This window comes from Alteromonas sp. AMM-1, assembly GCF_047290655.1.
Classification (GTDB): domain Bacteria; phylum Pseudomonadota; class Gammaproteobacteria; order Enterobacterales; family Alteromonadaceae; genus Alteromonas; species Alteromonas mangrovi.
Window position 1 is genome coordinate 1 of record NZ_JBLBUE010000086.1, and the last position, 14690, is coordinate 14690.

General features: G+C 45.7%; 11 protein-coding genes, 1 tRNA gene and 1 pseudogene. 2 read left to right on the top strand and 11 right to left on the bottom strand.

Translation table 11 applies throughout. The annotated features are described in order from the left end of the window. The 9 genes from infB to ACLR2L_RS13220 form a co-directional block, all read right to left on the bottom strand. Positions 1 to 2361, bottom strand: a 2361-nt coding sequence (gene infB / locus ACLR2L_RS13180; protein ID WP_413368646.1) for a translation initiation factor IF-2, incomplete at its 3' end; no start/stop codon positions are given. 24 nt (positions 2362 to 2385) lie between these two features. Beyond that, a complete protein-coding gene (nusA, locus tag ACLR2L_RS13185) occupies positions 2386 to 3879 on the bottom strand; it encodes a transcription termination factor NusA (protein WP_140956751.1) in 1494 nt (497 codons plus the stop codon). Between the two features lie 51 nt (positions 3880 to 3930). Next, positions 3931 to 4389, bottom strand: a complete 459-nt coding sequence (gene rimP, locus ACLR2L_RS13190; RefSeq protein WP_140956750.1) for a ribosome maturation factor RimP — start codon at positions 4387 to 4389, stop codon at positions 3931 to 3933. Positions 4390 to 4733: 344 nt separating this feature from the next. Beyond that, a complete protein-coding gene (locus ACLR2L_RS13195; protein WP_413368647.1) occupies positions 4734 to 5726 on the bottom strand; it encodes a two-component system response regulator in 993 nt (330 codons plus the stop codon). Between the two features lie 5 nt (positions 5727 to 5731). Continuing rightward, the gene (locus ACLR2L_RS13200; RefSeq protein ID WP_413368648.1) at positions 5732 to 9034 is read right to left on the bottom strand and encodes an MHYT domain-containing protein; all 3303 of its coding nucleotides are present in this window, start codon (positions 9032 to 9034) and stop codon (positions 5732 to 5734) included. Positions 9035 to 9342: 308 nt separating this feature from the next. Continuing rightward, positions 9343 to 9987, bottom strand: a complete 645-nt coding sequence (locus ACLR2L_RS13205) for an SCO family protein (RefSeq protein WP_413368649.1) — start codon at positions 9985 to 9987, stop codon at positions 9343 to 9345. Further along, a complete protein-coding gene (locus tag ACLR2L_RS13210; protein WP_413368650.1) occupies positions 9932 to 10540 on the bottom strand; it encodes a toxin-antitoxin system YwqK family antitoxin in 609 nt (202 codons plus the stop codon). The genes ACLR2L_RS13205 and ACLR2L_RS13210 overlap by 56 nt, the downstream gene beginning before the upstream one ends. Next, positions 10533 to 11384 carry a YHYH protein gene (locus ACLR2L_RS13215; RefSeq protein WP_413368651.1) on the bottom strand — a complete coding sequence of 284 codons (852 nt, stop codon included), beginning with the start codon at positions 11382 to 11384 and terminating at the stop codon, positions 10533 to 10535. The genes ACLR2L_RS13210 and ACLR2L_RS13215 overlap by 8 nt, the downstream gene beginning before the upstream one ends. An 11-nt stretch (positions 11385 to 11395) precedes the next feature. Continuing rightward, positions 11396 to 11653, bottom strand: coding sequence for a hypothetical protein (locus ACLR2L_RS13220; protein ID WP_413368652.1), 258 nt, complete (start codon positions 11651 to 11653; stop codon positions 11396 to 11398). A gap of 141 nt (positions 11654 to 11794) precedes the next feature. Here ACLR2L_RS13220 and ACLR2L_RS13225 point away from each other — a divergent pair, with 141 nt between their 5' ends. Beyond that, on the top strand, positions 11795 to 13189 hold the full coding sequence (locus ACLR2L_RS13225; RefSeq protein WP_413368653.1) for an ATP-binding protein: 1395 nt from the start codon (positions 11795 to 11797) through the stop codon (positions 13187 to 13189). Further along, positions 13189 to 13872 carry a response regulator gene (locus ACLR2L_RS13230; RefSeq protein ID WP_413368654.1) on the top strand — a complete coding sequence of 228 codons (684 nt, stop codon included), beginning with the start codon at positions 13189 to 13191 and terminating at the stop codon, positions 13870 to 13872. Before ACLR2L_RS13225 ends, ACLR2L_RS13230 begins: the two co-directional genes overlap by 1 nt. Before the next feature lie 110 nt (positions 13873 to 13982). On the opposite strand, the pseudogene tnpA reads toward ACLR2L_RS13230, so the two are convergent. Together tnpA and ACLR2L_RS13240 are read right to left on the bottom strand one after the other, a co-directional pair. After that, positions 13983 to 14394, bottom strand: a pseudogene (gene tnpA, locus ACLR2L_RS13235) (IS200/IS605 family transposase). A gap of 155 nt (positions 14395 to 14549) precedes the next feature. Beyond that, positions 14550 to 14626, bottom strand: a tRNA-Met gene (locus ACLR2L_RS13240). Between the last annotated feature and the right edge of the window lie 64 nt (positions 14627 to 14690).

The following is a 14690-nucleotide window of genomic DNA, read 5'->3' on the forward strand; positions in this document are numbered from 1 at the left end:
CGGTGACTTAAATACGTCACGTACTTCTGCAAGACCAATGATTTCCTGCTTGAATTCTGGTGCAAGCATACCACTCATGGCCGCTTTCACTTCGTCAATCAGATCATAGATAACGCTGTAATAACGCAGGTCAATTTCTTCCGCTTCGATCACTTTACGGGCAGTTGCATCCGCACGAACGTTAAAGCCCACGACAATAGCACTTGATGCAGCCGCTAAGCTTGCATCAGTTTCGGTGATACCACCTACACCGCTACCAACGATATTCACTTTAACTTCACTGGTAGACAGCTTGATGAGTGATTCAGAAATCGCTTCAACAGAGCCCTGTACGTCAGCTTTCAATACCACGTTCAGTTCGCTCACATCACCGGCTTCCATGTTCGCAAACATGTTTTCCAGTTTCGCCTTCTGCTGACGAGCCAGTTTAAGCTCGCGCTTCTTCTGATGACGCTTGCCAGCCACTTCACGCGCTTTACGCTCGTCTTGTACTACCAATGCATCTTCACCTGCTACCGGCACACCTGACAGACCCAGGATCTCAACAGGTGTAGACGGACCAGCTACTTTTACGTCGTTTCCGTTTTCGTCGCGCATCGCACGAACGCGGCCGTATTCTTCACCACACAGCAGGATATCACCCGCTCGCACTTCACCTTCCTGTACCAGCACAGAAGCGATTGGACCACGGCCTTTATCAAGACGCGATTCAATAACAATACCTCGACCAGGACCGTTTGGCGTAGCTTTCAAATCAAGTACTTCAGCTTGCAGTGAAATAGCTTCCAGCAATTCATCAATACCTAAACCGGTTTTCGCCGATACGTTAACAAACTGATTCTCACCACCCCATTCTTCCGAGATAACTTCTAACTGAGAAAGCTCAGTTTTTACGCGATCCGGATCGGCGGTTTCTTTATCCATTTTGTTAACAGCAACAATCAGCGGCACACCGGCTGCACGGCTGTGCTGAACGGCTTCTTTAGTTTGTGGCATTACACCGTCATCGGCTGCCACAACCAGAATTACGATATCCGTAGCAGTTGCACCACGGGCACGCATTGCTGTAAATGCCGCGTGTCCAGGCGTATCCAGGAAGGTGATCTTGCCCAGTTTGGTTTCTACACTGTATGCACCGATATGCTGGGTAATACCGCCAGCCTCACCCGCTGCTACTTTAGCGCGGCGGATATAGTCAAGTAATGACGTCTTACCATGGTCAACGTGACCCATGATAGTAACAACCGGCGCACGTGTTGTTTTCTCACCTGCACCAGAACCGGCCAGCAATTCTTCTTCAAGCGCGTTGTCGTTAACCAGTTCGTATTTGTGACCAAGCTCTTCCACCACCAATACCGCAGTATCCTGATCCAATACCTGGTTAATGGTTGCCATTTCGCCCATCTTCATCATGGTCTTAATGACTTCCTGCACCTTAATTGCAAGACGGCTTGCCAGTTCGCCAACCGTAATGGTTTCGCCCAGCTTAACTACACGCTCAACCGGTGCAGCTGGCTTGTTAAAGCCCTGTTTCAGGCTTTCACTTGCATTCTTTTTCGGCTTCTTACGACGACGAGAGGAACGCTCAACCTGCATATCTTCTTCGTCTTCAGCTTCCTGAGCATAACGGTTAGAGTGCATGTGCACTTCTTCCGCTTCTTCTTTCTTACGACGCTCTTCTTCTTCTTTCCAGCGACGCTCGTTCTCTTCAGCCAGTCTGCGGGCTTCTTCTGCCGCTTTACGGGCTTCTTCTTCAAGCTTGCGTTGCGCTTCTTCTTCCTGCTGTTTACGCAGGCGCTCTTCTTCCTGACGAGCAGCTTCCTGTTCCTGACGCTCTTCCAGCGTCATTTCAGATTCTGCAGCTTTGCGTGCTTCCGCTTCCTGTTTGGCTCGCTCGGCACGACGCACTTTCTCTTCTTCTGCTGCTTTACGCGCGTCTTCTGCTTTGCGTGCTTTTTCTTCTGCTGCCAAACGGGCTTCTTCTGCTGCCCGCTCTTCTGCTTCACGCTTCAGACGCGCTTCTTCTTCCTTACGACGCGCCTCTTCTTCAGCTAAACGCTGCTCTTCCAGATCGGTACGCTTCACATAAGTACGCTTCTTGCGCACTTCTACTTTCACTTCTTTAGACTTACCCACACTTAACGTGCTGGTTGTCTTGCGTTTCAGTGTCATTCGTGTCGGCTCACCTGAACCGGCACCGCCGTGCTGTTTGCTTAGATGATCTAACAGTTTACGCTTTTCATCTTCAGTTACGCTGTCGCCGGCTGCTTTATTAATGCCAGCATCGCTAAACTGACTGACTAACCGGTCAACGCTTGTCCCGATATCACTGGCGAGTTTTTCAATGGATACATCTGCCATTACGCGTTTTTCCCCTTGTCGACCTTACTCTTCGTTGAACCAGACTTTATTTCGCGCGGCCATGATCAACTCACCCGCTTTCTCTTCGTCCAGTCCTTCTAATTCACAGATATCATCAGTACCTTGCTCTGCCAGAGCTTCCAGGTCTGTAATACCTTTACTTGCCAGCACGAATGCAACATGTCTTTCCATGCCTTCCAGGTTCAGCAACTCTTCAGTTGGCTCAGACCCTTCCAGAGATTCTTCGTTTGCCAGCGCTTTTGTGGTCAGTGCGGCGCGAGCGCGGTTGCGCAGCTCTTCTACCGTATCTTCGTCCAGTCCTTCGATTGCCAGTAGTTCACTAGCAGGAACATAAGCAACTTCTTCCAGTGTGGTAAACCCTTCATCTACCAGCAAAGAAGCGAAATCTTCATCGATGTCCAAACCATCCACAAAGGTACCCAGTACCTTGGCATTTTCTTCTTCGTGCTTCTTATTGAGATCATCAACTGTCATTACGTTGAGTTCCCAACCGGTCAGCTGGCTTGCCAACCGCACGTTCTGGCCACTCCGGCCAATAGCTTGCGCCAGGTTGTCGGCTTCTACCGCAACATCCATGGTGTGGCTGTCTTCGTCTACAACAATTGACGCCACTTCAGCTGGAGCCATAGCGTTAATAACGAATTGAGCCGGGTTTTCGTCCCACAATACGATATCAACACGCTCACCACCCAGTTCACCCGACACCGCCTGAACACGTGAGCCACGCATACCTACGCAAGCCCCTACAGGGTCAAGGCGTTTATCGTTGGTTTTCACTGCAATCTTGGCGCGAGAACCCGGATCACGGGCAGCTGATTTAATTTCCAGCGTTTCTTCTGCGATTTCCGGCACTTCCAAACGGAATAACTCAACCAGCATCTCAGGGTGGGTACGGCTCACAAACAACTGCGCTCCGCGGGCTTCCGGGCGAATGACGTAAAGCAAACCGCGTACACGGTCACCTGGACGGAACGTTTCACGCGGCAGCATATCATCGCGGTAAATAACGCCTTCAGCGTTGTTACCCAGGTCGATAATAATGTTATCACGGTTCACTTTTTTAACCGTACCGGTTACCAGTTCGCCTACTTTATCTTCGTATTCCGCAATCATTTGTGCACGCTCAGCTTCACGTACTTTTTGTACGATCACTTGCTTCGCGGTTTGCGTGGTAATGCGGTCGAAGGCAATAGATTCAATTTGCTCTTCTACGTAATCGCCAATCTGAATCTCTGGCTCGTCAATTTGAGCCGCCGATAATGTCATTTCCGCAAATGGGTTTTCCTGTGGCTGATCGTCAGGAATAACACGCCAGCGACGGAATGTATCGAAGTCACCGGTGTCGCGATGAATGCTTACACGGACTTCAATTTCGCCTTCGTTTTTCTTTTTCGTGGCACTTGCAATGGCATATTCTAAGGCCTCAAAAATCTTCTCTCTGGGCACTTGTTTTTCATTAGAAACGGCTTCTGCCACTAACAAAATTTCTTTATTCATCTTTGCCTCACTGGTTGCATTCCCGACCGGGAAGCAGGTCTCATTTCGTTATTATTCGAATGTTGGAACCAAATTACCTTTTTCAATCCCACCAACAGGTAACGAATATTGCTGCCCGTCGATCTCGACTGTGAGCGTACCGTTTTCGCACGCAAGTAATTTCCCTTTAAAATTGCGTCGGTTATCCAAAGGCAAAGCCATTTTGACAGCGACGATTTCGCCCACCACTTTGGCATAGTGCTGTTCGGTAAACAGCGGCCGGTCCATGCCTGGTGATGAAACTTCTAAGTTGTACTCAGTGTTAATCGGATCCTCAACGTCGAGTATTGCACTGACCTGAAAACTCACATCCGCGCAGTCGTCAACGTTTATGCCATTTTCGTGATCAATGTATACCCGTAGGATTGAGTGTTTTCCTGCGCGCACAAACTCAACGCCCAGTAACTCAAATCCCAGTGCCTCTACAGCCGGAGTTAACATCTCCGTTAAGTGCTGTTCTAGCTTTGACAATCCTAACCTCCAAAAACGAAAAAAGGGCATTACGCCCAATGTCCTGATACCTTGTTACAGATATCGCGTTGTGCCTGACACCGCAGTAACAAAAAGCCCCGATAATCGGGGCTTCTTGCTAAAAAAATTCGGTCCCAGTTTGCCGTCATTAGGCAAAGTTACATCGGTAATCTTTCTTGCTGATGTAACCGGAATGGTATCTGAGTATGCAAATCTGCTATTCGATACCTATTTCTGCTGCGCATTATACTGCCTGTCTGCCAACATATCAACCAACATACTGCCTTCTGCTGAATATATATTCTACAGCAACGTCAAAGTACCACTGTTGCGTGCAAATCAGTTTACTCTTCCTTCCAGCGCTCTTTGATTTCCAGAATGGCAGGCAGGTTAGCTTCCAGCAACTCAACCAGTTTAGGTTCGAAATGCACGCCGGACTCGCGTTTAATCAGATCCATCGTTTTTTCTACCGACCAGGCTTCTTTATAAGGACGTTTACTGGTGAGGGCATCAAACACGTCGGCGATTGCCACAATCCGGCCTTCAATCGGAATATCTTCCGCTTTTAAGCCATTCGGGTAGCCAGAGCCGTCCCATTTTTCATGGTGAGTCAGTGCAACAGATTTAGCAATGCGCAATAAATCAGAATCGGCTTCACCTAATATTTCTGCGCCAATTTGAGGATGTGTTTTCATGACCTCAAATTCCTCTTCCGTGAGTTTGCCCGGCTTGAGCATAATATGGTCGGGGATACCGATTTTACCAATATCGTGCATTGGGGCAGCATGCAACAGCGTTTCTGCTTGTTGTTCCGAGAAGCCGTACGCGAGCGCCAATACTTTGGAATAATGACTCATTCTCAGTACATGCATACCGGTTTCATTATCTTTGTATTCGGAAGCACGTCCTAAACGCTGCACAACCTGTAGTCGGGTGCGCTTGAGTTCGTCAGCCTGCACCAGCGACAAGTGCGTGTTCACTCGGGCTTGCACAACCGCAGGTGAGATAGGTTTAGTGATGTAATCGACACCGCCGACCGCAAAACCTTCGGCTTCATCCTGCTCATCGCTGAGTGCGGTTACAAAAATAACCGGAATGGCGCGGGTGATGAGTTCGCGCTTGAGTTCCTTACACACTTCGAAGCCGGTCATACCGGGCATCATAATGTCGAGTAATATCAGGTCTGGTAGTTGGGTTTGTGCAACACGCAGCGCTTCAACGCCATTTTTGGCGTAAACCAAACTGTATTTTTCACCCAGTACATGCTTGAGTACGCGCAGGTTTGCTGGTTCATCATCAACCAGCAATAACGTAGGTTTAGAGGCCGTTTTTTGCATTACTTCTATCCGTTTAATTTTTCAATCAGTTCACAGAGCAGTGTAATGGCTTGTTCAAATTCAAAGTCATCTATTGCATCCAGTATAGCCTGAATTTCACTGGCATACTGACTCTGCTTAAACGCTGCCAACGCAACAAGTTCAGTTTCGTCAACACGGTTGTGCTTTACGCCATCCAGCAACTGACACAGTACCAACTTCAATTCTTGCAGATTTACCTGACTGGCATGTTCAGCGGCAGATTCCTGTACGTGAGAAATGGCCTGATTAACCTCGTCACTAATCACAAGTAAACGCGCAAGAGCGGTTTTCAGATCAGCATCGTCATTGTTCGCACTTTCCAGGAGCTTACAGGTTTGCATAAACTGAATAAGCCCTAGGTTTCCAGAAACACCTTTAAAACGGTGTGCCAGCGAGCGTAAACCGATGTAATCCTGATTGTTAATCAGCTCGTCAAAATGCGCTCTTTCACTGGCAAAGTCCACCTGAAAACGTTTAATTTCATGAATGAGCTTTATCTGGCTGCCCCATAAACTCTCGCCCCTCGACCAATCAATTAACGCCGCGTCAGCAGGTTCTGCCTTGGTGGCCAGAGCGGACCCTTGAATACCCAGTACCCGGGCAATTTCGTTACACAACAGAGGAAAGTCAATGGGCTTATTTGCAAACCCTTCCATACCGGCATCCGATGCAGATTTTTTATCCTGAGCTAAAACACTGGCGGTTAGCGCAATAATCGGGGTTGGTTTGAGTCCGTTTTGGCGTTCGAATTCCCGGCGTTGACTGGCCGCAGTGAGTCCGTCCATTACCGGCATCTGTAAATCCATCAGCACAACATCAAATTGCTGCTCAGCCATTCGTTGCAGAGCTTGCTGTCCATCCTGGGCAACAGTGACGTTGTGCCCCGCCCTCTCCAGTAACAACTTAAGTAAATCAATATTCTGTTCAATGTCGTCAACAATTAACACATCCAGACTTGGCAGTACCATGGCCTGAAGACGTTTAATTTGTTGTGCGGATTCAACAGGTTTAAGTGGCAAGGTGAAGACAAATTGAGTGCCGGAATCGATTTCACTGGTTACTTCGATAGTACCGCCCATCAGCTCAACTAACTGCTTGCTGATTGTGGTACCCAGCCCTGTTCCACCGAATTTTCGGGACATAGAGGCATCAGCCTGAGCAAAGGCGTCAAATACCTTGTGCACTTGAGCGGCCGACATACCAATCCCTGTATCAGAAATAACAAACCTCACGCCACCCGTTTCAGCAGGTTTAACAACAAGTGAAACGCTGCCCCTTTCGGTGAACTTTACAGCATTGCCCACAAGATTATTCAATACCTGACGTACACGCTCTGGCGCGCCGTTATAAGCACTTGCCAGATCACCAGACAAATCAACCTGCAAGTCCAGACCTTTGCGCTTTGCTTCCAGCCAAAAAGTGGAAATCACAGTATCGATTTCATCACTAAGAATAAAGTCGTTGTATTCCAGTTCCAGCTTGCCTTTATCCAGTTTGGCACTGTCCAGAATATCGTTTAGCAAGTGCAGTAACGAACGCGCAGAACGGTTTATGGTGGACACATGCTTGTGCTGTTCAGTATTAAGTGGGGTATCCAGCAGGATGTCACTGAAGCCAATAACAGCATTCATTGGTGTACGAATTTCGTGGCTCATATTCGCCAGGAATGCAGCACGTGAAGCAGCGGCTTGCTCGGCCACATCCTTGGCAACAACCAATTCATTTTCCATTTTACGCCGGTCGGTAATATCCATAATAAATCCGTCCAACCAGACGATTTCGTTATTGTCATTTCGGATAAACCGACCATGTTCCCGCAACCATCGGGTATACCCATCGCGGGCAATAATCCGATATTCCATGGTATATTCCTGCTGATCAGCGATAGCCGCTTCAATGAGTGGAATATCGTCGGGGTGGAATAAGTCGCTGAAACTGATTTTGGGTTCTGGTAGCAAGAAATCTTTTGCGCTGTATCCGGTTATTTTTTCTACTGCATTACTAATGAACACCATAGGCCAGGTAGTATCATTCAAACAGCGATAGGCAATACCAGGAATATTGGCAATTAATGAACGGAACTTTTCTTCGTTATCTTTCACCGCTTTTTCCATTGCCAACCGCTCGCGGATGTCAGATAGAAATAAGATAAAAAACGGCTCGTTATCGATCTCAGTGTGAGACAAGCTCACTCTCACTGGAATTGGGCGTAGGTTTACGTCCAGTGCTAGCACATCCCTGCTACTTCCAATCAGTTTCTCGTTCTTCGGCTCCTGCACGTGACTGAAAAAATTCTTGCTGTACAGGTGACGCCTGTTCTCCGGGACAATTTTAGTGACGTCTTCACCAATGAGTTGCTCGCGTTTCCAACCAAGAATACGCGTAACAGAAGGGTTAGCAGATATCACAATCCCTTTCGAATTGACGGTGAGTACCCCTTCAACCGCGCTGTCCATCAGACCGGTTAATCGTTTTTCATTGGCATTGGCAATTTTGGTTATGTCTTTATACTTCGCTAACAGGCTAATGCCCAGTACCAGTGCAATAACCATAGTGGCAATAAAGGTAATGACTGCAGCCATAAATACTGAGACTTCAGAATCCTGGGGCACTAGATTTAAACCGGGAGGGCTAACAAATCGCGCAGCGGCCATGCCAGTGTAGTGCATTCCGGAGATAGCAACCCCCATTACGATTCCGGCCAGTATATTGACATTCGTTTTGGACAAACGCGTTCGAATAATTTTGTGCAGCCCATTGCGAACCCACAACGACAACATGGCCAGTAGTACCGCTACCACTATCGACAGCGCAAAAATCGCTGAGTCGTATTTTAGCAATGGCGCCATTTCCATAGCGGCCATACCAATATAATGCATAGCGCCAATACCCGCGCCGACTAACACGCCACCCAATGCTATTTGCAGTGGCGCAACAGTATTGGTTGTGAGGAAACGCAACGCAACCCAGGCCGCACCAATCCCTGGTAACATCGATATTAACGTAATGTGCCAGTCATAACTTACGGAAGTGCACAATTCAAATGCGAGCATGCCAACAAAGTGCATCGACCAAATACCCACTCCCTGAGCAATGGCCCCTACCATTAACAGCAGGCGTTTTGCCATTGGTGTACCGGCTGAGCTTGCCTGAGTAGCAACCTGGAATCCCATAAAAGAGGCAAAAACAGCGATACTAATTGATACAAGAACCAAAAATGGTTCGTACTCTCCGGTTAAAACCAGTGAGGATTCGGGGATGTTGAACAGGGACAGGATGTTATTCATAACCGCATGCCTTATGGTACTGCTGAATGCCTCTTCGACCCCATCCTGAGGAAACGAATATGCGGCTAATTGTATAAACAATTATAAATAGCGCTGAAATATGTATTTGGCAGCGTGCCTATTAACACCTATAAAGTCAATCAAATTCTGTCAAAATAACATACAGTTAGGCTCAAAAATCTAAACTTAAATATTTCCTTTAAAACAATAACATGCAAAAAACCCTCCCACCAATTCACCACAAAATGTTCTTTCTGTGATGAACACAAGAACCGCAGTATTCTTTGAGTAATGTTTTTTAGTCAATCCTAATCAACTAAGTTATGCCTCAAGGTATGTATGTCTTTAATTAAGTAGTCAACTGAAGCAGAATTTAATCCGTTATATATACCGCGAATATGTTTATTCTGGTCAATTAATAACAAACTTTCTGTATGCAAAAAGTCTTGATTTTTTTGAACATTTCCCAAATCTTCGCTGGCAAAATAAGCTTGTTTCGCAATTCGGTAAATTGCCTCCTGGTCTCCAGTTAGTAAATACCACTGTTCATTATTAATACCATTTTTAACTGCATATGCCTGTAAAATCTCAATGGTGTCCGTTGTTGGACGAATTGAATGCTGAACGATCTTTACCTTGTCATCATTGCTGAAAGCCTGTTGAACCTTGATGAGTTTAGAGCGAATCGCCGGGCAAATCCCCGGACAGGTACTAAAGAAAAATCCCGCCACATAAATTTTGTTTTTAAAGTCGCTGTCAGTAATCGTGTTACCACTTTGATCGGTAAAACTAAAAGGTGGAATTTGGTGTACAGATTGAATATCCACCATGCCATCAGATAACCAATAAGGTTCAAAAGAGGGATCTTGATAAAAGGGCAACTCCTCACTTTTTACATCAAGACTCACTATCGCCAGACTGAGTGCGGTAATAATCAACAGAAATATCTTCATTTTCTAATCCTACGCATGTATTTGCTTTTCTGAGTCCAAAAATACGCCCATTTCTATACTCAAAATTACTAAAGAGTTTGCCGTTTTCCCGCCATCCCTGCTGCAATCCGCTAGGTTGCCCTTCAACATAATTGAATCGTTTAAAAGGCATACCACTTCGATACCAGGATCTTGCCTCACCGTTTGCGACTCCATTTATATAGTAGGTTTCAGAACGGAGATTTCCATTGAACCACCAGCTTCGGGTATAGCCTTCCCGGTGACCGGATTGATAGAATGATTCAAAAGCAAGCTCGCCGGTATTAAACCATTGACGAAAAGCCCCATGACGTCGGCCATCTTCAAATTGTTCGATGGCCGCTACGACGCCGTTTGAATACCTGCTAACCACTTCTCCTGTGTAAGGTTCATTACTTAATACTCTTAACCCTTGTGCATTAACTGAAATAGCCGTAACTGCAATTTGCGACGGCGTATCCTTGACCTTCACACAACAGAGTAAAACTATAAAAAGCACAAAGGCAACGAAGGGGCCAATAACCTTGCTACGCATCAGTTAACACCATTAGGTGTACCTTGAAAGTTGCCGGAAAAATAAGGTAATAATCGCCATTTAAATAGCGCTCAGCTGACACGTGATAGTGGTATATGGCATCGTCATTTGTTGAACCGGTATATTGGGTTACTGCAACATGACCATTTGACTCGTCCAGGTCAGTAGGATAATCCACGGTAGAAAAGCAACGTCGTCCGTAAATAAAAAAGCCATCTGACAAAAGACCAATCAAGCTATCGTCATCATATGAAATTGCCTTAGGTTCAATGTGATAGTGATAAGTTTGCGGCCCGGTATGCGCACCGTTTCGGTCGAAACCCTGAATCACTCCCAGAGATACGTCACCGTTGCCCTCTGAATCATTGAATATTGGTGCGCCACTGATGGCAATGCCAATTGGCCCAAGTGGAGTTGCTGACGGGGAGTTTGCTAACTCAGGTTCAATGGGTACAGTCAACTGAAATACATTAATATAGTCTTCTATATCACCTGGGGACCTTTTTTGTTCAAATAAAGTAGGGGCTTCAGGTTCAATATACAGACCACTCGCGTTTCCAGCATCCCAATAAGAGGAAGTGTGATTAGGCTTTCCGTTTGCTTCAAGAGTGACATAACAGCCATTATCTGACAGCACCGCGGTTACATTTGGTGAGGTATTAAATTCCAGGAAAATCGCAGGTAACGACGTAGCCGGATTGTCACATGATGTATTAGATGTTTGTTCTGTTAATGCAGAATCTGTCGCTGTATCGTCATTGAAAGAAGCACCGCCGCAGCCTGCCAGCAATCCAATTAAACCAGCATAAACAAATAATCGTGTGTTTGTTTGATAATTATTCATCGTTCACCCTTTTACTGTTCATTACTTGTCAGTTGCTTATGATGCTCAGGTACTGCAACAAGCTGATTTTCAACCAAACGACAAACAGCAGTCAGTTCCTCACCACGGCGACCTTTGAAGGTAACAACCTCGTTTTCCGCGCTATTTGCACAGGCTTCAATTGCTTCTTTAGGCGGGTTGCGTTGCGGGTGCTCGCGCTCCTGGCTTTGGCTGTAACAGTTAATACTCAATAAAGCGCACGATGCTATACAGAGAATAATCGGTTTCATTGATAAAAGTCCTCAATTGGTCTTTGTTTGATGTGTAAGACTAATCTTGAAATGTGCAGATTTGATGGAGATTTGTTGCAATTACGCCGGATTCAATTGCTGCTTATGGTGCAACCGCCTTAATTTGGCTAGTATCACAACATGAAAATTACAGTAAAATTATTCTTAACTCTGATCGGCTTGACGGCCTGCATTCTAATTGTCACCCTGATACTGGTACGATGGAGCTTTCAGCAAGGGTTCTTGGATTTCATTGCTGAGCTAGAGCAGACGCGTATGCGAGCGTTAGCCGAGTCATTGGTTGCTGACTATCAGAACAATAATGAAAGTTGGGATTTCTTGTCATTCCAGACGCTTGATCAGCTCGCTTTACCATCACGTCCGCCCAGACAAGGGCGCCCTCCACCACCTCGAAAACGAGAACAAGGAAGGTCAGTCCGCCCTCAAGATTCGCCACCAACAGCATTACTTGCCATAGACGGCACCGTAATTTCGGGCTCCCTCTGGCAAGGCGAACAGCGTCACGAATTCTCCTACCCTAACTCATTTAATGGTACCCAAATAGCTGAATTACGAAGTTGGCCGTCTCCTGTTTCCGCAAACACAGTTGCCAATAAATTTATGGCTGGGCAATTACAAAACAGCTTGATTATTGGACTGGCCTGCTTACTGTTAGCATCTTTAGTTGCCGCAGTGTTAACTTCACAGCTAGTAAAACCTATCCGACTAATACACAGTAAAATTACACAACTGAATAATGGTGATTATAAAATTGATAAATCGCCGGTAGTAAAGAATGAAATAGGCCAGCTGACCCAACATATTGAGCTATTAGCGGATACATTGGACAAAACACGTGAAACCAAGAATGAATGGTTTGCCTGTGTCTCGCACGAATTACGCACCCCCCTGACTGTGCTTAAAGGTGAAATAGAGGCATTGGAAGCAGGGATAAGACCTTTCAATCAGTCAAATCTCAAGTCACTTAAGCAGGAGATATCTTTGCTGGAGCACTTGATAAATGATCTTTATCAGTTATCGTTATCAAATGTGGGAGGATTAGCTTACCACTACTCAGAAGTCAGTTTCAGTGATTTATTACAACAAACCTGTGAGATGTTTATTCCACAATGCAACGATAAAAAAATTCAGTTCAACCTGGCTATTACACCAAATATCAGCGGACGCGCCGATCCAACTCGCCTATCGCAACTCTTCCTCAACTTGATAAACAATGCCGTTCTTTATACCAACAGTCCAGGGGTTGTTTATGTTTCGATTACCTCTGTAGGCGATAGTATTCAAATTCAAATAGAAGATAGTGCACCAGCTGTTGAACCAGAGCACTATGCCAGACTATTTGATCCCCTTTTTAGAACCGACCAGGCCCGAACGCGCACAGGTAGTGGTGCAGGATTGGGTTTATCGATTTGTAAAAACATCGTAACTGCTCACCAAGGAGACATCTTTGTTGAGCCCAGTCAATATGGCGGTATCACAATTTCAATTTATATACCTCGGGTTAAAGTAAAATAATGTCTTACACTGCACGCGTTTTAATCGTGGAAGACGAACCTAAAATTGCTCAAATTTTGGTGGATTTTCTGGGTATGCACGACTACTCAACCGAAGTGATCGCAGATGGTCTTCTTGTTGTTGATCTGGTCAAACAGTCCCCTCCGGATTTTATAATTTTGGATGTCATGCTTCCAGGTAAAGATGGCTTGACTATCTGCAAAGAAATCAGACAGTTCTCAAATATCCCAATACTAATGCTTACAGCCAGGGTTGAAGAAATCGATCGTTTGATGGGATTAGGGTTTGGTGCTGATGATTATGTCTGCAAGCCATTTTCAGCAAGAGAGGTAGTCGCAAGAGTAACAACTATTTTGCGTCGAACACATCAATTCAGCAACACAAATGAACACTGCCTGTGCTTCAAAAATATTAAAGTCACACCCGCTCTTCATCAGTGTATTGTGAATGGAAAAGAACTAGCGCTAACCCCCATAGAATTTCGATTATTAACGGCCTTAATTAAAAAACCAGGCAGAGTGCTTTCACGCGATCAGCTCATGGATACTTGTTACACAGACCAGCGTATAGTAAGTGCCAGAACGATAGATAGCCATATGAAGAATTTAAGACAGAAACTGTCTGACGCAGCACAAGGCGAGGAGTTAATACAGGCCGTTTATGGCGTTGGGTATAAAGTCTAATAGGGCCCAGCCTGTCTAAACATCAGCACAAGTAAAGAATCCACCTTCTAATGAAGGTGGCTTTACGTTACCCCCCTAAAAGGGGGCCTCTAGTCAAGGGCGAGCTGAGCTTACTCTTGTCTCTCAACCTTCTCTTGGTGACCAACATATCGTCTTATAATTTCTTCGTTAACTCCTTCTGAATCAACAAAGTAACCTCTTTGCCAAAAGTGGTTGCCCCACATTTTATTCTTTCTCAAATGGGGATATTTTAAAAAAACTTCAGTGCTATTTTGCCCTTTAAAGCACCCATCAAATTTGATATTCAGAGCTTCGGTGGGATTTTGACGACCAAGTGACGTGGTCTATCTGCACATTCAACTCCATTACTATGCAACCGAGTTGCTCGCAATAGAAATGAATAAATCTATACACGTCCTTACTTAGCTTATTCTTTAATATCCTAAACCTATACTTCGGCGTCCAAACTATGTGATATTGACATCGCCAAAACACGTGCGATGCTCGCTCGTATCTACTCAAGTTAATTTCCTGTTTGACTTCGCTAAAAATCAAAGAGAGATTTATCATGGGTTGTTATACGGGCAAAGCCCTTCCATGAATGATAACCATCTACTGAAGTAGGTGGTTTGGGGCTGAAAACAAAAAAGCCCCGATAGATATCGGGGCTTTGAATGTGGTTGCGGGAGCAGGATTTGAACCTACGACCTTCGGGTTATGAGCCCGACGAGCTACCAGACTGCTCCATCCCGCGTCCGAAACTGTTCACGATTTTTCGTGTTGTTCTGTGACGCTAACTTGCGTTTATTCTGGTGTCA